Here is a 21,428-nt window from a genome sequence, read left to right as displayed (position 1 = left end):
CTACGCCGGTCCGACCCTCGGCACCGTCACCGTCACCTTCAGCCCGTGCGGCTCGTGATGGTCGTACGTGATCGAACCGCCGCCCGCCGCGAGCAGCGCCCGTGAGATGGACAGTCCGAGGCCCGAGCCCTTGATGTTCTGATGGCGGCTGCTGCGCCAGAAGCGGTCGCCGATGCGGGCCAGTTCCTCGTCGGTGAGGCCGGGGCCCTGGTCGGTGACGACGACGGTGGAGGTGTCGCCGTCGGGGGCGACGGTCACCTCGACGGTCCGGCCCTCGGGCGTGAACTTCACCGCGTTGTCGATGATCCCGTCCAGGGCGCTGGACAACGCCACCGGGTCGGCCCACGCGGTCGTCGGCGGGCAGTCGCCCACCAGGCGTACGCCCTTGGCCTCGGCGGTCGGGGACCAGGCCGCGACCCGTTCGGCGGCGAGCTCGCCGATGTCGGTGATCTTCAGATCGGCCTCGGTGTGCTCGGCCAGCGCCAGGTCGAGCAGATCGTCCAGGACCTGCGCGAGGCGCTTGCCCTCGGCCTGGACCGAGGCGATCTCCTGGTTGCCCTCGGGCAGCTCGAAGGAGAGCAGCTCGATGCGCAGCAGCAGTGCCGCGAGCGGGTTGCGCAGCTGGTGCGAGGCGTCGGCGACGAAGGCGCGCTGCTGCTCCAGCACGTCCTCGACGTTGTCCGCCATCTCGTTGAACGACCGGGCCAGGCGCCTGAGTTCCGGCGGGCCGCCTGCGGCGGCGACGCGGGACTTCAGCCGCCCCGTGGCGATGTCGTGGGTGGTGGCGTCCAGCACCCGTACGGGCTTGAGCACCCAGCCGGTCAGCCGCAAGGCGGCTCCGACGGCCAGCAGCATCGCGGCGGACTCGCCCGCGCCGATGACCAGCCAGCCGTGCAGCGTGCGGGAGCGCATCTGCCCGGTGGGCGAGTCGGTGACGACGACCGCGACGACGTCCCCGTCCCGGATGACCGGCGAGGCGACCACGAGGTTGCGGCGCTGCCAGGGCCACACCTGTCGCGGGTCGTGGCTGCGGCGGCTCAGCTTCGCCTCTTCGAAGGCGTCGCGTACCTCGCCCTCTTTCGGCAGGGACCACCTGGCCGGGGCGTGAGCCATGGCGGTGCCGGTGCGGTAGAAGACGCCCGAGCGAATGCCGTAGACCTCGTAGTAGCTGCGGAGCTCGCTGCTGAGGGTGGCCAGGCGCTCGTTCTCGAACGCGCCGGTGGTCCCGTCGGGCGAGTCGGTGACGAACTGGGCGAGAGCCGCGAAGCGTGCCGTGTCGTCGATCCGGTCGACGACGACCTTCTGCTGCTGGGCGCCGGCCAGGCTGACGGCCAGCGGGATGCCGAGCGCGAGCAGCACGGCCGCCATCAGGACGATCAGCAGCGGGAGCAGACGAGTGCGCACCCGGCCCCGCTACCCGGCAGGCGCGACGAGCCGGTAGCCGACTCCGCGTACGGTCTCGATGAGGGCCGGCATGCGCAGCTTGGCGCGCAGGGACGCGACGTGCACCTCAAGGGTGCGACCGGTCCCCTCCCAGCTGGTCCGCCACACCTCGCTGATGATCTGCTCCCGGCGGAAGACCACCCCGGGCCGCTGCGCGAGCAGGGCCAGGAGGTCGAACTCCTTGCGGGTCAGCTGGATCACGGTTCCGTCCACGCTGACCCTGCGAGTGGGCAGCTCGATGTGCACCGGGCCGAGGCGCAGCTCGGTCTCGATGCCGCTGGAGGTGTCCTCGTGGGAGGTGCGACGGCTCACGGCATGGATGCGGGCGAGCAGTTCCCCGGTGTCGTACGGCTTCACCACGTAGTCGTCGGCCCCGAGATTGAGGCCGTGGATGCGGGAGCGCACGTCGGAGCGCGCGGTGACCATGATCACCGGCGTGCTGGTGCGTTTGCGGATCTTGCCGCAGACCTCGTATCCGTCCTGGTCGGGCAGGCCCAGGTCGAGCAGGACGACTCCGAAGCCGTCGACCTCGGGGACCAGCGCCTGGAGGGCCTCCTCGCCGCTGCGCGCGTGCGTGACGTCGAACCCGTGCCGCGCGAGAACCGCGGACAGGGCGGCGGCGACATGGTTGTCGTCCTCGACGAGCAGCAGTCTCACCCGGTCCCCCTTCGGTTCACTGGCCGTACGATCTAGATGTGTACAAAGAAGCGTGCACGCGCGCGCGTGCACCTTGTGCAGTCACGCTGATGGATGAGGACGGCGTCAAGAGGGTTCCGGTTGCGGAGAGCTTCCGTTACCCGGCCGATATGAGCGCTGCTCATAAGTGCTACGACACGTGTCCGATTGCTATCGGATCGTGATGCTCAGATTCCCCTCAGATGTAATGACGCAGGTCGTAGAGGGTTACTACTGTCCTCCGAAACCGAGGAGGACGGAGCCTGAGAGCGATGACCGAAGTATCGGTGGCCAAGGAAGATGTGGCCGCGACCGGAGAACTGGTCGTCCTGAAGAGCGTCAACAAGCACTTCGGCGCGTTGCACGTACTCCAGGACATCGACCTGACGATCGCCCGCGGTGAAGTCGTCGTGGTCATCGGACCGTCCGGGTCCGGCAAGTCCACCCTGTGCCGCACCATCAACCGCCTGGAGACGATCGACTCCGGCTCGATCGAGATCGACGGCAAGCCGCTGCCCGCCGAGGGCAAGGGACTCGCCCGGCTGCGGGCCGACGTCGGGATGGTCTTCCAGTCCTTCAATCTCTTCGCGCACAAGACCGTGCTGGAGAACGTGACGCTCGGCCAGGTCAAGGTCCGCAAGAAGGACAAGCAGGCGTCCGAGGAGCGGGCCCGGGCTCTGCTCGACCGGGTCGGCGTGGCCGCGCAGGCCGAGAAGTACCCGGCACAGCTCTCCGGCGGCCAGCAGCAGCGCGTCGCGATCGCGCGGGCGCTGGCCATGGAGCCGAAGGTCATGCTCTTCGACGAGCCGACCTCCGCGCTCGACCCCGAGATGATCAACGAGGTGCTGGAGGTCATGCAGCAGCTCGCCCGGGACGGCATGACCATGATCGTCGTCACCCATGAGATGGGTTTCGCACGATCGGCCGCAAACCGCGTGGTGTTCATGGCGGACGGCCGAATCGTCGAGGAGGCTGCGCCCGACCAGTTCTTCAGCAACCCGCGCAGCGACCGTGCCAAGGACTTCCTGTCGAAGATCCTGCATCACTGACGGCGCACGTCGCGCGCGACGCGACCTGCGTCACCGCCCTTGACGGCCCGCATCTCTTCACAAGTCAAAGGATGTTCACCATGAAGCTCCGCAAGGTCACCGCCGCCTCGGCCACCGTGTTCGCCCTCGCCCTCACCGCCACCGCGTGCGGCGGCAGCAACGGCGGCGACTCCGGCTCGGACGGTGGCAAGACGATCACCGTCGGCATCAAGTACGACCAGCCCGGCCTCGGCCAGAAGACGCCGCAGGGCTACGCCGGCTTCGACGTCGACGTCGCCACGTACGTCGCGAAGAAGCTCGGCTACGACGCGGACCAGATCGAGTGGAAGGAAGCGAAGAGCGGCGACCGCGAGACCATGCTCCAGCGCGGTGACGTCGACTTCATCGCCGCCACATACTCGATCACCCCGGAGCGCCAGGAGAAGGTCGACTTCGCCGGCCCGTACCTGCTGGCCCACCAGGACGTGCTGGTCCGCGCCGACGACAACTCCATCAAGTCGCCGGCGGACCTCAACGACAAGAAGCTGTGCTCGGTCACCGGCTCGACCTCGGCGCAGAACGTCAAGGAGAAGCTGGCCCCGAAGGCCGACCTCCAGCAGTACCCGACGTACTCGGCCTGCCTGGGTGGTCTGCAGAACAAGAAGATCGACGCGCTGACCACGGATGACTCGATCCTCGCCGGTTATGCCGCCCAGGAGCAGTTCAAGGGCAAGTTCAAGCTTGGCGGCTTCAAGATGACCAACGAGAACTACGGCATCGGCGTCAAGAAGGGCAGCGACCTCAAGGACAAGATCAACAAGGCTCTTGAGGAAATGGTCGCCGACAAGTCCTGGCAGAAGGCCGTGGACAAGAACCTCGGCCCGGCCAACTACAAGAACGAGCCCGCGCCGAAGATCGGCGACATCAAGAGCTGACGCAACGGCTGAGGCAACGCCTGACGGGTGCGCCGCCCTCCGGGGCGGCGCACCGGGGCATCCCTATACGCGGAAGCGCGGGAGATCGTGTTCGACTTTCTTAGTGACTACGACATCCTGGGAGCCTTCTGGACGACGGTGCAGCTCGCCCTGCTCTCGGCCGTCGGCTCCCTGATCTGGGGCACCCTGCTGGCCGCCATGCGCGTCGGTCCAGTGCCACTGATGCGCGGTTTCGGGGCCGCCTACGTGAACCTCGTACGGAACATCCCGCTGACCGTGATCATCCTGTTCACCTCGCTGGGCCTCTACCAGGCCCTGGGCGTCGACCTCGGCGCCGACAGATCGGAGTCGATCAACTTCCGGCTCGCCGTGCTCGGTCTCATCCTGTACACCTCCGCCTTCGTGTGTGAGGCGCTGCGGTCCGGCATCAACACTGTGCCGGTCGGTCAGGCGGAGGCGGCGCGCGCCATCGGCCTGAGCTTCTCGCAGGTGCTGCGGCTGGTCGTGCTGCCGCAGGCGTTCCGCTCGGCGGTGGGTCCGCTGACGAACGTCCTGATCGCGCTGACAAAGAACACCACGGTCGCCGCGGCGATCGGTGTGGCGGAAGCGGCGTTGCTGATGAAGGAGATGATCGAGAACGAGGCGCAACTGCTGCTGATCTCCGCGGTCTTCGCCTTCGGTTTCGTGTGCCTGACGCTGCCGACCGGTCTGATCCTCGGCTGGGTGGGCAAGAAGGTGGCGGTGAAGCGATGAGTTCCCTTCTCTACGACGCGCAGGGGCCCCGCGCCAAGCGGCGCAACGTGCTGTTGACGGTGATCTTCCTGGCCACTCTGGCGGCCGTGCTGTGGTGGGTGTACCTCACCCTCAAGGACAACGGCCAGCTCGAATGGGTCCTGTGGGAGCCCTTCTTCACTAGCTCCGAGCCCTGGTCGACGTACATCTGGCCTGGTCTGCAGAACACGCTCAAGGCCGCGGTAATCGCCGTGATCATCGCGCTTCCGCTCGGTGCGGTGTTCGGCATTGCCCGCCTGTCGGAGCATGCCTGGATCCGGGTACCAGCCGGAGCCGTGGTCGAGTTCTTCCGCGCCATTCCGGTGCTGATCCTGATGATCTTCGGGCTCGCCCTGTTCGCCGAGTACACGAACGTCTCGTCCGACGACCGTCCGCTGTACGCGGTCGTCACGGGTCTGGTGCTGTACAACGCCTCGGTCCTCGCGGAGATCGTCCGGGCGGGCATCCTGTCCCTGCCCAAGGGCCAGTCCGAGGCGGCCATGGCGATCGGCCTGCGCAAGAACCAGGAGATGCGGCTCATCCTGCTGCCGCAGGCGGTCACCGCGATGCTGCCGGCCATCGTCAGCCAGCTCGTCGTCATCGTGAAGGACACCGCCCTCGGCGGCGCCGTCCTCACCTTCCCCGAACTGCTCGCCTCGGCGAGCACCATGAGCGGCTACTACGGGGCGAACACAATCGCCAGCTTCACGGTCGTGGCGGTCATCTTCATCGCGCTCAACTTCGCCCTGACCTCCTTCGCGAGCTGGCTGGAGCGCCGGCTGCGGCGGGCCAAGAAGTCGACGGGTGCGGTCGTGGGGGTGGACGACGCGGAGATCGCCGGTACAGCCGGGACCGGCCCCGGAGGCACCATCTGACACCTGGTCACCCCACGTGACACACTAAGGGGCAGTGGCATGATCGCCACTGCCCCTGGTCACTTGACGCAAGCACCGGCAATGGGTTGCATACGTTCTGTGATCGTGCACCCTGCTCCAACTTCCTGTTCACCTACGTCTCTCAGGACATCACCACGGGCAGGGGGCGCCGCGCCGTGGACCCGGTGATCATCGTCGGAGCGGGGCCCGTCGGGCTCACGCTCGCCCTGGCGCTGGCGCGTCAGGATGTGCCCTGTGTCGTCCTCGACGAGGGGCCGGGCAAGGACGAACCCCGTGCGGCGCGCACCGTCGTCCTGCGCGAGGACACCGCCGCCCTCATGGAGCGGCTGACCGGCGTGCCACTGTCACAGGCCGGCTCCCAATGGGCCGGATGGCGGTCCATGCGGCGCAAACAGGTGATGCGCGAGATCGTCTTCGACGGCACCGAGCCCGCTCCCCTTCACATCGCCCAGCACGTGCTGACCGACGCTCTGCGCGCGGCCCTTTCCGGTGAACGGCTCGTCAAAGTCACGGTGGACAGCCGCGTGGACCGCATCGAACAGGAGGCCTCGGGCGTCACGGCCCACACCCGCGGCCCAAAAGGCACATGGTGGCGCGGCAGTTATCTGGTCGGCTGCGACGGCCCCCGCTCGACCGTGCGCAAACTCCAGGACATCCGCTTCCCGGGCCGTACGGCGGTGGAACGTCACGCCGTCGCCGCGCTGCGTACGGAACTGCCCTGGCACGACGAGGCGTTGCTGCACCGCATGCCGCCGTGGCGCATGTCGGGCCCCTCGGCCGGTGAAGTCACCGCGCGCCCGCTGCCGGACGGAGTCTGGCGTCTGGACTGGCTCCTGCCTCCCGGCAAGGACCTGGTCACACCCGAACTGCTGCTGGCCAGCATCCGGGAGACCCTGGCCGGCTGGGCGGGCGGCACGACCTCGCCGTACGACCTGCTGGACACCGGCGTCCACACGGTCCACCACCGACTGGCCCGCCGCTGGCGCGCCGACCGCGTCTTCCTCGCCGGGGACGCGGCCCACCTGCTCGGCGCGCTGGGCACTCACGGGCTGGACGAGGGCCTCAGGGACGCCGACAACCTCGCCTGGAAGCTGGCCCTGGCCTGGCACCACGGGCCGCACGAGGCGCTCCTCGACAGCTATCAGAGCGAGCGCCGGGCGGTTGTCGCCGCCCGGCTGCGCGCCGCCGACCATGCGCTGCCGTTGCTGCGCGGTGGCGGGGGCCTGCGCTCCTACGTCCCCGGTTCATCCCGGGGCCACGACGCGCTCCTCACGGACGGTCACTTGGGGCACGGCCAGCTTGGTGCGCCGGGGGCGTACGCCGACTCGCCTCTCGCGCCCCCACGCCTCGAAGGAGAGACCCCCGTCGACACACTGCCCGGAGCTCCGGTCGCCGACGTACGGGTCACCGCGGAGGACGGCACCTTCGTACGACTGCGGGACCGGCTCGGCCGCGGCGCGCTGCTCGTGGTGCTGATCGCGCCGGGCACGGGCGTGTGGGAGCGCAAGCACTGGGTCAGCGCCGGCATCATGCCCCGGCTCGCGGCCGCCGTCACGGCACTGCCGCACGCCGCCGAGCTGCTGGTCGCCGAGAGCTATCCGGGTGCTGCCGCGCACACTGTGCTCCTGGTGCGCCCCGACGGACACCTCGTCACCGCGCTGAACGGAGTGCGCCCGGACGACCTGTACACGGCGGCGGAGGCCACGGTGGGCGGACCGGCGAAGGCGCAGGCCGAGGCCGGTGCGTCGGCCGGCTCCGCTGACGTCGACACCGAGGGTGACGTGCTCGCTGTCACCGTGCGTCCGCATGGTGACAGCGAGTTGACCGGTCCGGGCGGTCATGTTGTACTCCGGTGCGTGACCGACACCTGTGTGCGCCTGTGGCGGAGGGTCCATATGGACCTCGTCCGCTATGCGGGCTGCGTGTGTCGCCCGTCCTGTTGACTTCGCATCCCTCTCCCTCCATGCGAGCGCCGCGCTCTGTCTGCTACGGCCGACGCGCCTGATTCGCGAACCCTCACAGGATTTTCAGGACGGCACCCGTGTCTGTATCCCCTTCCGCACTCCCCGCTGTCTCCTCTTCCGGCTCCTCTGCCGTCTCCTCGGCCGTTTCGGCGCCCACTCAGGCCGACCTCTTCGACTTCGTGCGGCGTACGGCGGCCGACACCGAGCTGATCGCCTCCCTGCCGCTCGACCCGGAAGGCCGCACCTGGGTGCGGCTGGACGGGCCCGGCGGCAGCGAGGCCTGGCTGATCGGCTGGCCGCCCGGCACGGGAACCGGCTGGCACGACCACGCCGACTCCGTCGGCGCCTTCCTGACCGCGTCAGGCGAGCTCAAGGAGAACTCGCTCGCCGCGCGGCTGCCCACCGACGGCTGGAAGACCCTCGAACTCACCGACGGTGTCGACCGGGAACGCCGACTGCCGTCCGGCCAGGGCCGCGCCTTCGGCCGCCACCATGTCCACGAGGTGCTCAACGAGTCCCCCGACCGGCACGCGATCTCCGTCCACGCCTACTACCCGCCCCTGCCGCAGATCCGCCGCTACAGCCGCAGCGGGTCGATCCTGCGGCTCGAGCAGGTGGAGCGCCCGGAGGACTGGCAGTGAGCACGACGCACAAGCGGGTGAGCGACGGCAGCAGTGGCGGCAGCGGTAGTGTCCAACGTCCTGTCGGCATCGACGAGTTGCTGGAGCGTGTACGGGCGGGCTACGGGCGGATCGAACCTCAGGATGCGTACAAGGCCGCCCGGGCCGGTGACGCGCTGCTGGTGGACATCCGCTACGCGGCCCTGCGTGAACGGGACGGCCTGATCCCCGGCGCCCTCGTGGTCGAGCGCAACGAGCTGGAGTGGCGCCTCGACCCGCAGGGCAGCCACCGTCTCCCCGAGGCCACGAGCCATGCCCTGCGCATCGTCGTGATCTGCAACGAGGGGTACGCCTCCAGCCTGGCGGTCCAGTCCCTGCACCAGCTGGGACTGCACCGGGCCACCGATCTGGTCGGCGGGTTCCAGGCTTGGCGGGCGGCGGGGCTTCCGGTGGTGTGACCCCGCTCCTCGACGGCGGCGCGGCCCACGAGGTTCTCGCCCTCGCCTCAGAACCCCTCGTCCCCGAGAAACCCCGTGTCCTCGCCCTCCTCCTCCAGCGCCTGCCGGACCACACGCAGGGCCATGCCCTCGGAGTAGCCCTTGCGGGCGAGCATGCCCGCGAGGCGGCGGAGGCGCTTGTCCCGGTCGAGCCCGCGAGTGGAGCGGAGCTTCCGCGCGACGAGCTCCCGCGCGGTCGCCTCCTCCTGCTCGGAGTCGAGCTGGGAGACGGCCTCGTCGATCAACGTGGAGTCGACGCCCTTGGTCCGCAGTTCCCGGGCGAGCGCACGCCGCGCCAGCCCCCGGCCGTGGTGCCGGGACTCCACCCAGGCGTCCGCGAAGGCACTGTCGTTGATGAGGCCGACCTCTTCGAACCGCGACAGCACCTCCTCGGCGGCGTCGTCCGGGATCTGCCGCTTGCGCAGGGCGTCGGCGAGTTGTTTGCGAGTCCGCGGGGTCCCGGTGAGCAGGCGCAGGCAGATCGCCCGAGCCTGCTCGACCGGGTCCCCCGGGGGCTCCCCCTGCTCGGCCCTCGACGAGGAGAGGGGACCTCCGTCCTCGGCAACCGCCGCGCCGAAGCCGCGCCGGCGGCGCCCGCGTCCACGCCCGTCAGACGACCCGCCGCCACCTGAGCCGTCCCTGGACGAGACGCCTCCGCATGAGTCGCTGCCGGACGAGCCGCTGCCCTGGGAGGCATCCCCGTACGGCACGTCGTCTCCGTACAGCCGGTCGTCCCCGTGTCCGTCCTCCCCGTCCACGACCAAGCCCGTCTCCCCTCCGGTGCCCCTCCCCCGTGGGGCACCGGAGGCGGCGTACTCGTACTCCGCCCAGTCGGTTCGTCGTGTCACGGGTCAGCTCTTGGCTGCGGTGGCCTTGGCCTTGGCGGACTTGGCCGCCGCCGGGGCGGGGACCGCCGCGGCGTCGGCCGGTGCCGGGGAGACCGCGGCGTCCGTGCCCGGCTCGGCAGCCGGCTCCTCGGGACGCACGCCGACGCCCAGCTTCTCCTTGATCTTCTTCTCGATCTCGTTGGCCAGGTCGGGGTTGTCCTTCAGGAAGTTGCGCGCGTTCTCCTTGCCCTGGCCGAGCTGGTCACCCTCGTACGTGTACCAGGCACCGGCCTTGCGGACGAAGCCGTGCTCGACGCCCATGTCGATCAGGCCGCCCTCGCGGCTGATGCCGTGGCCGTAGAGGATGTCGAACTCGGCCTGCTTGAAGGGCGGCGCGACCTTGTTCTTGACGACCTTGCAGCGGGTGCGGTTGCCGACTGCCTCCGTGCCGTCCTTCAGGGTCTCGATGCGGCGGATGTCGATGCGCACCGAGGCGTAGAACTTCAGCGCCCGGCCACCGGTCGTGGTCTCCGGGGAGCCGAACATCACGCCGATCTTCTCGCGGAGCTGGTTGATGAAGATCGCGGTGGTCTTGGACTGGTTGAGCGCGCTGGTGATCTTCCGCAGTGCCTGGCTCATCAGGCGGGCCTGAAGACCCACGTGACTGTCGCCCATCTCGCCCTCGATCTCCGCGCGCGGGACGAGCGCCGCGACGGAGTCGATGACGATGAGGTCGAGGGCTCCGGAGCGGACCAGCATGTCCACGATCTCCAGGGCCTGCTCGCCGTTGTCCGGCTGGGAGAGGATGAGGTTGTCGATGTCGACGCCGAGCTTCTTCGCGTACTCGGGGTCGAGGGCGTGCTCCGCGTCGACGAAGGCGACCTGGCCGCCGGCCTTCTGCGCGTTCGCCACCGCGTGCAGGGTCAGGGTGGTCTTACCGGAGGACTCCGGTCCATAGATCTCCACGACACGGCCGCGGGGCAGGCCGCCCACGCCGAGGGCCACGTCGAGGGCGGTGGATCCGGTCGGGATGACCTCGATGGGCTCCTTGGTCCGGTCACCCATGCGCATGACCGCGCCCTTGCCGAATTGCCGTTCAATCTGTGCGAGAGCGGCATCCAGGGCCTTCTCGCGGTCGGTTCCTGCCATGGGTTCCACCCGATTTGCTTGAGTCGATCGCTTCACGTCAAAGACGCTAACGCCTGCCACTGACAATGCGCCCCGACGCACGTCCGGCCTGTGGATAACTCGGGCACTTCTCCACCCAAAGTACGCCGAAATGCCCGCCGTTGAGCTTTGCCGGAGACTCCATAAGAATAGATGTTCGATTTTCGTGTCAAGCGCACCACGCGGCACCTCCCTGAGGCAGGGTGCAGCGGCTCAGAAAGAGCCCTTCCCGGAGCCCCCATCCTCGGACCGCCCGCTCTCGGGCCGCTCCGTTCCCTCACGCCGCGCCCACAGCTGCCTCGCGCGCGTGACGAGGCTCGGCCCCTCCCCGCGTCGGCGATGGCCGTGCACCCGGGGGTCGTCCGTAACGTCGTACCGCTTCACGTACGCCCCCAGGAAGGCCTGGAGCGTGGCGATGGCGGGGATGGCGATCAACGCGCCGACGGCGCCGAGGAGCGCGGTGCCGGCGACGACCGAGCCGAAGGCGACCGCGGGGTGGATGTCGACGGTCTTGGCCGTCAGCTTCGGCTGAAGCACGTAGTTCTCGAACTGCTGGTAGATCACCACGAAGATCAGCACCCACAGCGCGTACCAGGGGTTGACAGTGAACGCGATCAGCATGGGCAGCGCGCCCGCGAGATACGTGCCGATGGTGGGGATGAACTGCGACACCAGGCCCACCCACACGGCGAGCACGGGCGCATAGGGCACGTCCAGGGCCTGCAACAGGACGAAGTGGGCTATGCCGGATATCAGTGCCATCAGGCCGCGCGAGTAGATGTAGCCGCCGGTCTTGTTCACGGCGATCTCCCACGCGCGCAGCACCTCGGCCTGCCGTGCGGGCGGCAGGAGGGAGCAGATCGTGCGGCGCAGGCGCGGGCCGTCCGCGGCGAAGTAGAACGAGAACAGCGCGATCGTCAGCAGCTGGAAGAGCCCCCCGATGACCTGGGCGGACACGTCCAGGACACCAGTGGCGCTGTTCTGCACGTAGTTGCGCAGCCAGTCGGAACGGAGGAGGCCCTCCTGGATGTCCACGCGCTTCAGGTCGGTCTTGAAGTGTGTGTTGATCCAGTTGATGACGGAGTCGAGGTAGTTCGGAAAGCCCTCGATCATCTTGATGATCTGGTCCGCGAGGATGGAACCGAGGAGCGTGACGAAGCCCGCCGAGACGATGATCACGCCGATGAAGACGACGAACGTGGCCAGTCCTCTGCGCATGCCGCGCGAAGCCATCCAGCTCACCGCCGGTTCGATGGCGAGCGCCAGGAAGAACGCGATGAGGATGTTGATCAGAAGGCCGGTGAGCTGGTGGAAGGCCCAGCTGCCCAGCTGGAACACTGCGACGAGGGCGAGTGCGAGCACCATGGCGCGCGGCAGCCAGCGCGGCATACGGCCGTTCGGCCCGGCGGCCCCGCCGGCGGGGGGCGGGGTGGGCGGTGTCGTACCGAACGGGGAGGGCTGCTGGGCTTCCTGCCCGGTCTCGTCAGTGGGTGCCACGCACCAAGTTTCACCCACGCCACCGACAGCCGTCTGCCCGCCCGCGATCTCCGAGGGCCGTCGATCAACGGTCGCCACGACGGGTCAACGCTTCTCCCTCGGCACGTCCATGACCGCGCACACCACCCGCCAGACCTCCCTGGCGTCCCAGCCGGCGTCGAGCGCCTCGTGCACGGTGTGCCCGCCGAGATCCGACATCACATGGTCGCGCGCGAAGGTGTCGGCGTAGCCCGGACCGAAATGCTCATCCATCCGCTGCCAGAAGACCGTCAACCGCATGACTCCAGTATCCCGCCCCTGGGGGTGGGCCTGAGCCGTGACCGCCTGCCGGCACCGTTCTCCGCCCTACGGTCTGACCCATGGCCGAAACAGGAGCTCCCTCACTCGCCCAGTCGCCCCCGCCGCACACCCCCGTGGCGCGCGCGGAACGCTTCGTATGGCTCACCGCGCGCGTGCTCGAGCAGCGCCTCTTCGCCCACCACTTCCGGGGCGGCACCGCCGGCCCGGTGGAGACCGCCCTGGACGCCTACCGCAACGAGGACGGCGGGTACGGCCACGCGCTGGAGCCCGATCTGCGCGGCCCGGTCAGCCAGCCGCTGCACACCGCCCACGCCCTGCGCGTCCTGGACGCCGTGGGCCGCTGCGCCGGACAGCGTGTGGAACGCGTCTGCCGCTACCTGACGTCCGTCTCCACGACGGACGGCGCCCTCCCGGCGATCCACCCGAGCCAGCGCGGCTACCCGACGGCCCCCTTCGTGCCGGTCGTGGACGACCCGCCCAGCGCTCTCCTGGCCACCGGGCCGGTGGTGGGGCTACTGCATCGCAACGAGGTGTGGCACGCCTGGCTGTTCCGGGCCACGGACTTCTGCTGGCAGGCGATCGAGTCCCTGGAGAAGTCCCACCCGTACGAGATCGAGGCGGCCGTGGCCTTCCTCGACTCCGCCCCCGACCGCCCGCGCGCGGAGGCGGCCGCCGACCGCCTGGGCCGCCTGGTACGCGCACACCACCTCGCGGCCGTCGATCCCGACGACCTGGACACGTATCCGGTCTCTCCCGGCTACGCCCCGGGCGAGCACCACTTCCCGTACGACTACGCGAGGACACCGCAGTCGCTCGCGCGCCCGTGGTTCACGGACGACGAGATGGCCCGCTCCCTGGACCACCTGGCGGCCCAGCAGCAGGAGGACGGCGGCTGGCCCGTCCGCTGGCGCCACTGGGCCCCGGCACCCGCCCTGGAGGCACGCCCCATGGTGACGATCGAGGCCCTGCGCACGCTGCGGTCCTACGGCCGCTCCCTCGGCTGATCACCCCACACCCATGGCCCGCACCCCAGCGGTGACCAGCACGGCCGCCGCGACGACGAGCAGGAACGGAGCGCGCAGCACCAGTGCCACTGCCGCGGCTCCGAGCCCGGCGGCCCGCGCGTCCAGCACCAGCACCTGCCCGTCGGCGAAGGTCTGCTCGGCCGTGAGGGCCGCCAGCAGCGCCACGGGCAGCAACGCGGCAAGGCGCTTCACGACGGGCCGTTCAAGAGCCCCGGCGGGCACCAGCAGCCCGGCCAGCTTGACGGCGTAGCACCCAAGGACGGTCACACCGATCGCGATCCAGACGTTCACCCCTGGTCCCCCCGCCTCTTGCGCCGACCGTCCGCCCAGAGCACGACCGGCGCCGCCAGCGCGGCCATCAGCACCGGCACACCGGCAGGCAGCACGGGCAGTAGCCCGAGCAGCAGCAGCACGGCGAGCCCGGCGACAGCCCGCTCGGTGCCGGTCTTCAGCATCGGCGCGAGCAGCGCAAGAAACACCGCGGGCCCCGCGGCGTCCAGCCCCCACGCGTCGGTGTCCCCGAGGGCCCCGGCGCCCAGGGCACCGAGCAGCGTGGTGAGATTCCACAGCACGTACAGGCTCAGCCCGGTCACGACGAACCCGATCCGCGCACCGCGCCGCGTGGGCTGTGCCAGCGCGACGGCGGCCGTCTCGTCGATCACCCACTGGGCGGCGAAGGGCCGCACCGCGCGCGGGAGGGCCAGCAACTGCGACAGCCGCAGGCCGTAGAAGGCGTTCCGCACGCCCAGGAAGAAGGCTCCGGCAGCCGCCGTGAACGGGCCGCCACCGGCCGCGAGGGCTCCTACCAGGGCGAACTGGGACGCCCCGGTGAACACCAGCAGACTGAGCGCACACGTCTGCATCAGCGTGAGCCCGCTGCCGGCCGACGTCACCCCGAAGGCGAACCCGGAGAGCCCGACGGCCACCCCGACCCCCAGGGCGTCGCGCACCACGGCACGGTCCGCCTTCCCACCGGTCTCTGTATCTCTGAGAGCTGTCCGATCTGTCACGCCCAGCACGCTACGAGGAGCCGCTACCGGAAATCTTGTACGTTCTTGCGCTCCCGCTGATACGCCCCCGGGGGCACACCGACCATCCGGCTGAAGTGCCGGTTGAGATGCGGCTGATCGGTGAACCCCACGGCCACGGCGACCTCCGAGGGCGCCGTGCCCAGGTCCAGCAGCCGCCGCGCCCGCCGTACCCGCGCATCCGTGAGCCACGCGTGCGGCGGCATCCCGTAGGCGTCCCGAAAGGCTCGCAGCAACGCGAACGGACTGGTCCCGAGCTCGGCCGCCAACCGCTCCAGGCTCGGCGGCCGCGCCATCCGTTCCTCCAGCACCGCACGCGCGCGTGCCGCGATCCGGGCCCCCGACGTCCGCACCTCCCGCCGCGGCATGGGCCCACCGTTGAGCCGCAGCAACCTCGTCACGGCGACCCGCAGCAGCGTGTCCGCGGCCAACGCGTTGCCCTCGTCGGCGGCCCGCAGCACCTGATGCACCAGCCCGACGGCATACGGATCGTCCACCACCGGGCTGACGAACCCCGGCGTGCCCCGCAGCGTCGTGGTCTCGGCCGCGATCTCCGCCACCACGTCGACGGAGGGATACACGGCCCCGTAGCGCCACCCCTCGGGCACACCGGCCCGCCCGGTGTGCGGAGTGTCCGGATTCACCAGAGCGAGCGCCCCGGCCCCCGCGTACTGATCGCCCCCACCGTGGTGGAACACCTCCACCCCGTCGGCGATGGCGGCGATCACGAAGTTCTCGTGCGTATGCCGCACGAACGTCTTCCGCACATACCGGGCCCGCAGCAGATCCACCCCGGGCAGCTCGTCGTACTGCCAAAGCCGCGCGCGCTCGTTCATACGCCCATTGTCCGGGGCCCCGGAAACACGGCGGCAAGCCCCACGCACCCGCACCCACCACCGGCGAGCAGGCACCCCGGTCCGACCGGCGGAGGCACCCGTTGTCAGTGGCGAGGTGCACGATGGACGCATGGCCAGCAACGCACACCGAGCCCTGGACGCCTTCTCGCCCGCGACCCGCGCCTGGTTCACGGGCGCCTTCTCCGCTCCCACCACCGCCCAGGCCGGCGCGTGGCGGGCCATCCGACAGGGTTCGGACGTGCTGGTCGTCGCCCCCACCGGCTCCGGCAAGACCCTGGCCGCGTTCCTCGCCGCCCTGGACCAGCTCGCCTCGACCCCTCCCCCGCCGACCCCAGGAAGCGCTGCCGGGTCCTGTACATCTCCCCCTTGAAGGCCCTGGCCGTGGACGTCGAGCGCAACCTCCGCAGCCCCCTGACCGGCATCCGCCAGGAGTCCGTACGGATGGGCCTGCCCGAGCCCGAGGTCAAGGTGGGCATCCGCTCGGGCGACACCCCCGCCGCCGAGCGCCGCGCCCTGTCCACCCGCCCGCCGGACATCCTGATCACGACCCCCGAATCGCTGTTCCTGATGCTGACGTCGGCCACCCGCGACGCGCTGACCGGCGTGGAAACGGTGATCCTCGACGAGGTGCACGCGGTCGCCGGCACCAAGCGCGGCGCCCACCTCGCGCTCTCCCTGGAGCGACTGGACGACCTCCTCCCGAAGCCCGCCCGCCGCATCGGCCTCTCCGCGACGGTCCGCCCGGTCGACGAGGTGGCCCGTTTCCTCTCGCCCCGCCGCAAGGTGGAGATCGTCCAGCCGGAGTCGGGCAAGGAGTTCGACCTCTCCGTGGTCGTCCCGGTCGAGGACCTGGGCGAGCTGGGCGGCTCCCCGGTGTCGGACGGCTCGGAGGGCGCCGAGCGCCCGTCGATCTGGCCGCACGTCGAGGAGCGGATCACCGACCTCGTCCAGTCCCACCGCTCCACGATCGTCTTCGCGAACTCCCGCCGCCTCGCCGAGCGCCTGTGCAACCGCCTGAACGAGATCGCGTACGAACGAGCCACAGGCGAGACCCTCGACGAGCACCACTCCCCCGCTGAGCTCATGGGCGGTTCGGGAGCCGCCCAGGGCGCGCCACAGGTCATCGCCCGCGCCCACCACGGCTCGGTGTCCAAGGAGCAGCGTGCCCTGGTCGAGGAGGACCTCAAGGCGGGCCGCCTCCCCGCCGTCGTAGCCACGTCCAGTCTCGAACTGGGCATCGACATGGGCGCGGTCGACCTGGTGGTCCAGGTCGAATCACCCCCCTCGGTGGCCTCCGGCCTGCAACGCGTCGGCCGGGCGGGCCACCAGGTGGGCGCGGTGTCCACCGGCGTGGTCTTCCCGAAGTACCGCGGCGACCTGGTCCAGGCGGCGGTGGTCACCGAACGCATGCGGACCGGCGCCATCGAGTCCCTCAGGGTGCCCGCCAACCCGTTGGACGTCCTGGCCCAGCAGATCGTCGCGATGACGGCCATGGACACCTGGCAGTTCGACGACCTCCTCGCCGCCGTCCGCCGGGCCGCCCCCTTCGCCTCACTCCCCGAATCCGCCTTCACGGCGGTCCTCGACATGCTGGCCGGCCGCTACCCGTCCGACGCCTTCGCCGAGCTGCGCCCGCGCGTGGTGTGGGACCGCGTCACCGGTGAGATCACGGGACGCCCCGGCGCACAGCGCCTCGCTGTCACCTCCGGGGGCACGATCCCCGACCGCGGTCTCTTCGGCGTCTTCCTCGCGGGCGCCGATCCCAAGAAGGGCGGCGGCCGAGTCGGCGAACTCGACGAGGAGATGGTCTACGAGTCCCGCGTCGGCGACGTCTTCACGCTCGGCACCAGTTCCTGGCGCATCGAAGACATCACCCGCGACCGCGTCCTGGTCTCCCCGGCCCCGGGTGTACCGGGCCGGCTGCCCTTCTGGAAGGGCGACCAGCTGGGCCGCCCGCTCGAACTGGGCCGGGCGGTGGGCGCGTTCCTGCGCGAGGTCGGCTCGCTGTCCAAGGACGACGCCCGGCTCCGTCTCCTCGCCGCAGGCCTGGACGCCTGGGCGGCGGACAACGTGCTCTCGTACCTGGACGAGCAGCGCGAGGCCTGCGGACACGTCCCGGACGACCGGACGATCGTCGTGGAGCGCTTCCGCGACGAGCTCGGCGACTGGCGCGTGGTCGTGCACTCCCCCTTCGGCGCCCAGGTGCACGCCCCCTGGGCCCTCGCACTCGGCGCGAAGCTCTCCGAGCGCTACGGCATGGACGCGCAGGTCATGCACGCCGACGACGGCATCGTGCTGCGCCTGCCGGACGCCGACCTGATGGGCCTGGACCTGCTCGACCAGGAGCCGGTGAAGATGGGCCGGGAGTACGACGCCGAGCAGGCACCCCTCGGCGCGGCGGACGTGGTCTTCGACAAGGGCGAGGTCGACCAGGTCGTCACCGACCAGGTGGGCAGCTCGGCCCTGTTCGCCTCCCGGTTCCGGGAGTGCGCCGCCCGCGCGCTGCTGCTGCCGCGCCGCAACCCCGGCAAGCGCACTCCGCTGTGGCAGCAGCGCCAGCGCGCCTCCCAGCTGCTCCAGGTGGCGAGCGAGTTCGGCTCGTTCCCGATCGTCCTGGAGGCGGTCCGCGAGTGCCTCCAGGACGTCTTCGACGTCCCCGGCCTCGTCGAGCTGATGGGCGACCTGGAATCCCGCAAGGTGCGTCTCGTCGAGGTCACCACTCCCGAGCCGTCCCCCTTCGCGCGCTCCCTCCTCTTCGGCTACGTCGCCCAGTTCCTGTACGAGGGTGACTCACCGCTCGCCGAGCGCCGTGCCGCGGCCCTGTCGCTGGACTCCCGGCTGCTGGCCGAGCTGCTGGGCCAGGCGGAGCTGCGCGAGCTGCTCGACGCGGAGGTGCTGACGGAGCTGGAGCGGGAGCTTCAGTGGCTCACCGAGGACCGCCGCGTCAAGGACGCCGAAGGCGTCGCGGACGTCCTCCGCGTCCTCGGCCCGCTCACCAACGCGGAACTCGCCGAACGGGGCGCCGAACCGCCATGGGCTCAGCAACTGGCCGGCGCCCGCCGCGCCATCCGGGTCCGGATCGCCGGCACAGACCACTGGGCGGCGATCGAGGACGCGGGCCGGTTGCGCGACGCCCTGGGCACCGCCCTGCCGGTCGGCGTCCCGGAGGCCTTCACGGAGCCCGTCAAGGACCCGCTCGGCGACCTCCTCGCGCGCTACGCCCGCACCCACGGCCCGTTCACCTCGACCACGGCGGCGGCCCGCTTCGGCCTGGGCGTGGCCGTCACCGAGGGCGCCCTCCAGCGGCTGGCCGCGGCGGGCCGGATCGTCCAGGGCGAGTTCCACCCGGCCGGGATCGGCCAGGAGTGGTGCGACGCGGCCGTACTGCGCCGCCTGCGCCGCCGCTCCCTGGCCGCCCTGCGCCATGAGCTGGAGCCGGTGCCGCCGGCCGCACTCGCCCAGTTCCTTCCGCAGTGGCAGCACATCGGCAAGGGGCACTCCCTGCGCGGCGTCGACGGCCTGGTGCGCGCCATCGAGCAGGTGCAGGGCGCGTCCGTTCCCGCCTCCGCCCTGGAGAAGCTGGTCCTGCCCTCGCGGGTCGCGAACTACAACCCGGCCATGCTGGACGAGCTCACCGCCGCCGGAGAGGTGGTCTGGGCCGGAGCGGGCTCCCTCCCCGGCAAGGACGGCTGGGTCTCCCTCTACCTGGCGGACGCGGCCCCCCTGCTCCTGCCGCCCCCGCACCCCTTGGAGCTGACCGCCCTGCACCAGTCCGTCCTGGACACCCTCTCCGGCGGTTACGGCCTGTTCTTCCGCCAGATCGCCGACCAGGTCCGCGCCACCACCCACCCCGACGCCACCGATCCCCAACTGGCCGACGTCCTCTGGGACCTGGCCTGGTCCGGCCGTCTGACCAACGACACGCTCGCTCCCATGCGCTCCCTGCTCGGCTCGGGCCGCACCGCCGGCTCCACGGCCCATCGCGCCAAGCGCACGGTCCCGCGCGGCCGCTACGGCTCCCTGACGGCCGCGGCCCGCCCCGCCTCCCGCTCCGGTCCGCCGACCGTCGCCGGCCGCTGGTCCCTGCTCCCGGCCCATGAGCCGGACCCCACGGTGCGGGCCCACGCCCTCGCCCGCACCCTCCTCGACCGGCACGGCGTGGTGACCAGGGGCGCGGTCTCGGCTGAGGGCGTGGAGGGCGGGTTCTCGGCGACGTACCGCGTCCTGTCCGCCTTCGAGGAGAGCGGCCAGGCCCGCCGCGGCTACGTGGTGGAGGGCCTCGGCGCCGCACAGTTCGCGATGGACGGTGCCGTGGACCGCCTGCGCGCGGTGTCCAACGCCCGCGACCGCGGCGAGGACCTGCCCGGCCCCCCTCCGGGAACCGACCTCGATCCGTTCCCCGCCCATGACTTCGCCGGGCTGGACGACTCGCTCCCTTCCAACGACCACCCCGACGAGCCCGGTCCCGACGGCTTCCCCGGCCTCGGCCCCGCCTACGTCACCCCTGTCCCCCATCCGACCAGGGACGAATACGTCTCGCCCCGGGACTACGCCCCGCAGGGCACCCCGCCCTGGCAGAACGGCGGACGAGCACAGTACGGTCCCGGGTTTTCGGGCCGCCGCACCCGCCCGGACCCCGCCTCCCGGGCCGTCGTCCTCGCCGCCGCCGATCCGGCGAACGCGTACGGCGCCGCCCTGGCCTGGCCCGAGCCCCCGACCGGCGCCGGGCACAAGCCGGGCCGCAAGGCGGGCTCCCTGGTGGTGCTCGTCGACGGTGAGCTGACGCTCTACATGGAGCGCGGCGGCAAGACCCTGCTGGCCTGGGCCACCGACCCGGACGGCGACCCCACCGACGACCCCCGCCTCCGCACAGCCGCCGAGGCGCTCGCCGCAGCCGCCCGAGCCGGCTCCCTCGGCACGGTCACGGTGGAGCGCGTCAACGGCGCCCAGGCCCTGACCTCCCCCATCGGCACCCTCCTGGAAGGAGCGGGTTTCATCGCGACGCCCCGCGGACTCCGCCTCCGCGCCTGATCGTCACGCGCCCGTGCCACCCTTGACCCATGCCCGAAGGTGACACGGTCTGGCAGACCGCGAGCCGGCTGCACAGCGCCCTCGCGGGCAAGGTGCTGACCCGCAGCGACCTCCGGGTGCCCCGGCTCGCCACGGCCGACCTCACGGGCCGTACGGTCCTCGACGTCATCCCGCGCGGCAAACACCTCCTGACCCGGGTCGAGGGCGGCCTGACCCTGCACTCCCACCTGCGCATGGACGGCTCCTGGAAGGTGTACGAGAACGGCCGGCGCTGGAGCGGCGGCCCCGGCCACCAGATCCGCGCGATCCTCGGCAACACCGACCGCACGGCCGTCGGCTACCGCCTCCCAGTCCTGGAGCTCCTGCGCACCACCGACGAGCACCGCGTGGTCGGCCACCTCGGTCCCGACCTCCTGGGCCCGGACTGGGACCCCGACCGGGCCCTCGCCCATCTCCTCCAGGACCCCGCGCGCCCCCTCGGCGAGGCCCTGCTCGACCAGCGCAACCTCGCCGGTATCGGCAATGTCTACAAGAGCGAGCTGTGCTTCCTGCTCGGCGTCACCCCCTGGCTCCCCGTCGGCGACCTGCCCGCCGAGCGCGCCGCCAAGCTGCCCGCACTCGCCAAGAAGCTGCTGGAGGCCAACCGCGATCGCCCGATCCGCAGCACGACGGGCCGCCGCGGCCAGGATCTCTTCGTGTACGGCAGGGCTCCCCGCCCCTGCCTGCGCTGCCACACCTCCGTCCGCGTCGCCGACCAGGGCGACGGCTCCCGCGAACGCCCCACGTACTGGTGCCCCACCTGCCAGCCGGGCCCCGCCCCGGCCGCTTCCCGGGTCCGGCGAAGCCGCTCCAATTGACGACCCGTCA

Annotated in this window: 18 protein-coding genes and 1 pseudogene; 10 read left to right on the top strand and 9 right to left on the bottom strand. The window is 71.0% G+C overall.

Annotated features, from left to right (window positions below; translation table 11 throughout):
• Together V8690_RS31695 and V8690_RS31690 are read right to left on the bottom strand one after the other, a co-directional pair.
• On the bottom strand, nucleotides 1-1,404 hold the full coding sequence (locus V8690_RS31695; protein WP_338783511.1) for a HAMP domain-containing sensor histidine kinase: 1,404 nt from the start codon (nucleotides 1,402-1,404) through the stop codon (nucleotides 1-3).
• Nucleotides 1,405-1,413: 9 nt separating this feature from the next.
• A complete protein-coding gene (locus V8690_RS31690) occupies nucleotides 1,414-2,100 on the bottom strand; it encodes a response regulator transcription factor (protein ID WP_010034790.1) in 687 nt (228 codons plus the stop codon).
• 290 nt (nucleotides 2,101-2,390) lie between these two features.
• On the opposite strand from V8690_RS31690, the gene V8690_RS31685 reads away from it, so the two are divergent.
• From V8690_RS31685 to V8690_RS31655, 7 genes are all read left to right on the top strand, one after another.
• Nucleotides 2,391-3,167: an amino acid ABC transporter ATP-binding protein gene (locus V8690_RS31685; protein WP_338783509.1), complete on the top strand. Its 777-nt coding sequence runs from the start codon at nucleotides 2,391-2,393 to the stop codon at nucleotides 3,165-3,167.
• 80 nt (nucleotides 3,168-3,247) lie between these two features.
• Nucleotides 3,248-4,081 carry a glutamate ABC transporter substrate-binding protein gene (locus tag V8690_RS31680; protein WP_338783508.1) on the top strand — a complete coding sequence of 278 codons (834 nt, stop codon included), beginning with the start codon at nucleotides 3,248-3,250 and terminating at the stop codon, nucleotides 4,079-4,081.
• 87 nt (nucleotides 4,082-4,168) lie between these two features.
• On the top strand, nucleotides 4,169-4,834 hold the full coding sequence (locus V8690_RS31675; RefSeq protein WP_338783507.1) for an amino acid ABC transporter permease: 666 nt from the start codon (nucleotides 4,169-4,171) through the stop codon (nucleotides 4,832-4,834).
• Entirely contained in the window at nucleotides 4,831-5,727 is an 897-nt protein-coding gene (locus V8690_RS31670) for an amino acid ABC transporter permease (RefSeq protein WP_338783505.1), read from the top strand. The genes V8690_RS31675 and V8690_RS31670 overlap by 4 nt, the downstream gene beginning before the upstream one ends.
• A gap of 176 nt (nucleotides 5,728-5,903) precedes the next feature.
• Nucleotides 5,904-7,691, top strand: a complete 1,788-nt coding sequence (locus V8690_RS31665; RefSeq protein WP_338783504.1) for an FAD-dependent monooxygenase — start codon at nucleotides 5,904-5,906, stop codon at nucleotides 7,689-7,691.
• A 98-nt stretch (nucleotides 7,692-7,789) separates the two neighbouring features.
• Nucleotides 7,790-8,353, top strand: a complete 564-nt coding sequence (locus tag V8690_RS31660) for a cysteine dioxygenase (RefSeq protein WP_338783503.1) — start codon at nucleotides 7,790-7,792, stop codon at nucleotides 8,351-8,353.
• Nucleotides 8,354-8,370: 17 nt separating this feature from the next.
• Nucleotides 8,371-8,790 (top strand): rhodanese-like domain-containing protein, encoded by a 420-nt coding sequence (locus V8690_RS31655; RefSeq protein WP_338785522.1) that lies wholly within the window; start codon nucleotides 8,371-8,373, stop codon nucleotides 8,788-8,790.
• A 47-nt stretch (nucleotides 8,791-8,837) separates the two neighbouring features.
• Here the strand turns inward: V8690_RS31655 and recX are convergent, their stop codons facing one another.
• The 4 genes from recX to V8690_RS31635 form a co-directional block, all read right to left on the bottom strand.
• On the bottom strand, nucleotides 8,838-9,677 hold the full coding sequence (recX, locus tag V8690_RS31650; protein ID WP_338783502.1) for a recombination regulator RecX: 840 nt from the start codon (nucleotides 9,675-9,677) through the stop codon (nucleotides 8,838-8,840).
• Between the two features lie 3 nt (nucleotides 9,678-9,680).
• Nucleotides 9,681-10,805 carry a recombinase RecA gene (gene recA / locus V8690_RS31645; protein WP_338783501.1) on the bottom strand — a complete coding sequence of 375 codons (1,125 nt, stop codon included), beginning with the start codon at nucleotides 10,803-10,805 and terminating at the stop codon, nucleotides 9,681-9,683.
• Between the two features lie 231 nt (nucleotides 10,806-11,036).
• On the bottom strand, nucleotides 11,037-12,320 hold the full coding sequence (locus V8690_RS31640; RefSeq protein ID WP_338783500.1) for an AI-2E family transporter: 1,284 nt from the start codon (nucleotides 12,318-12,320) through the stop codon (nucleotides 11,037-11,039).
• Nucleotides 12,321-12,404: 84 nt separating this feature from the next.
• Nucleotides 12,405-12,599: a DUF3046 domain-containing protein gene (locus V8690_RS31635; RefSeq protein ID WP_338783499.1), complete on the bottom strand. Its 195-nt coding sequence runs from the start codon at nucleotides 12,597-12,599 to the stop codon at nucleotides 12,405-12,407.
• An 80-nt stretch (nucleotides 12,600-12,679) separates the two neighbouring features.
• Between V8690_RS31635 and V8690_RS31630 the strand changes: the two genes are divergently transcribed.
• Nucleotides 12,680-13,624: a hypothetical protein gene (locus V8690_RS31630; protein ID WP_338783498.1), complete on the top strand. Its 945-nt coding sequence runs from the start codon at nucleotides 12,680-12,682 to the stop codon at nucleotides 13,622-13,624.
• On the opposite strand, the gene V8690_RS31625 is transcribed toward V8690_RS31630, so the two are convergent.
• From V8690_RS31625 to V8690_RS31615, 3 genes are read right to left on the bottom strand one after another with little or no spacing between them, the layout of a single operon-like run.
• Nucleotides 13,625-13,936 carry an AzlD domain-containing protein gene (locus tag V8690_RS31625; protein ID WP_184989088.1) on the bottom strand — a complete coding sequence of 104 codons (312 nt, stop codon included), beginning with the start codon at nucleotides 13,934-13,936 and terminating at the stop codon, nucleotides 13,625-13,627. It abuts the gene before it with no gap.
• Nucleotides 13,933-14,655, bottom strand: a complete 723-nt coding sequence (locus V8690_RS31620) for an AzlC family ABC transporter permease (protein WP_338783497.1) — start codon at nucleotides 14,653-14,655, stop codon at nucleotides 13,933-13,935. Before V8690_RS31620 ends, V8690_RS31625 begins: the two co-directional genes overlap by 4 nt.
• Before the next feature lie 23 nt (nucleotides 14,656-14,678).
• Nucleotides 14,679-15,509, bottom strand: a complete 831-nt coding sequence (locus V8690_RS31615; RefSeq protein WP_338783496.1) for an AraC family transcriptional regulator — start codon at nucleotides 15,507-15,509, stop codon at nucleotides 14,679-14,681.
• 130 nt (nucleotides 15,510-15,639) lie between these two features.
• Between V8690_RS31615 and V8690_RS31610 the strand changes: the two are divergent.
• Nucleotides 15,640-20,561, top strand: a pseudogene (locus V8690_RS31610) (ATP-dependent helicase).
• Nucleotides 20,562-20,590: 29 nt separating this feature from the next.
• Nucleotides 20,591-21,418: a DNA-formamidopyrimidine glycosylase family protein gene (locus V8690_RS31605; RefSeq protein WP_338783495.1), complete on the top strand. Its 828-nt coding sequence runs from the start codon at nucleotides 20,591-20,593 to the stop codon at nucleotides 21,416-21,418.
• The last annotated feature ends 10 nt before the right edge of the window (nucleotides 21,419-21,428 follow it).

This window comes from Streptomyces sp. DG1A-41 (assembly GCF_037055355.1).
Classification (GTDB): Bacteria; Actinomycetota; Actinomycetes; order Streptomycetales; family Streptomycetaceae; genus Streptomyces.
Note: the sequence above shows the minus strand (reverse complement) of the source record. Positions and strands in the feature narration are given on the sequence as shown.

What these genes read in the sequence shown, in the direction of transcription:
- V8690_RS31685 (WP_338783509.1), top strand. Translation starts at nt 2,391, where the DNA reads ATGACCGAAGTATCGGTGGCCAAGGAAGATGTGGCCGCGACCGGAGAA.
- V8690_RS31680 (WP_338783508.1), top strand. Translation starts at nt 3,248, where the DNA reads ATGAAGCTCCGCAAGGTCACCGCCGCCTCGGCCACCGTGTTCGCCCTC.
- V8690_RS31670 (WP_338783505.1), top strand. Translation starts at nt 4,831, where the DNA reads ATGAGTTCCCTTCTCTACGACGCGCAGGGGCCCCGCGCCAAGCGGCGC.
- recA (WP_338783501.1), bottom strand. Translation starts at nt 10,805, where the DNA reads ATGGCAGGAACCGACCGCGAGAAGGCCCTGGATGCCGCTCTCGCACAG.
- V8690_RS31635 (WP_338783499.1), bottom strand. Translation starts at nt 12,599, where the DNA reads ATGCGGTTGACGGTCTTCTGGCAGCGGATGGATGAGCATTTCGGTCCG.
- V8690_RS31630 (WP_338783498.1), top strand. Translation starts at nt 12,680, where the DNA reads ATGGCCGAAACAGGAGCTCCCTCACTCGCCCAGTCGCCCCCGCCGCAC.
- V8690_RS31615 (WP_338783496.1), bottom strand. Translation starts at nt 15,509, where the DNA reads ATGAACGAGCGCGCGCGGCTTTGGCAGTACGACGAGCTGCCCGGGGTG.
- V8690_RS31605 (WP_338783495.1), top strand. Translation starts at nt 20,591, where the DNA reads ATGCCCGAAGGTGACACGGTCTGGCAGACCGCGAGCCGGCTGCACAGC.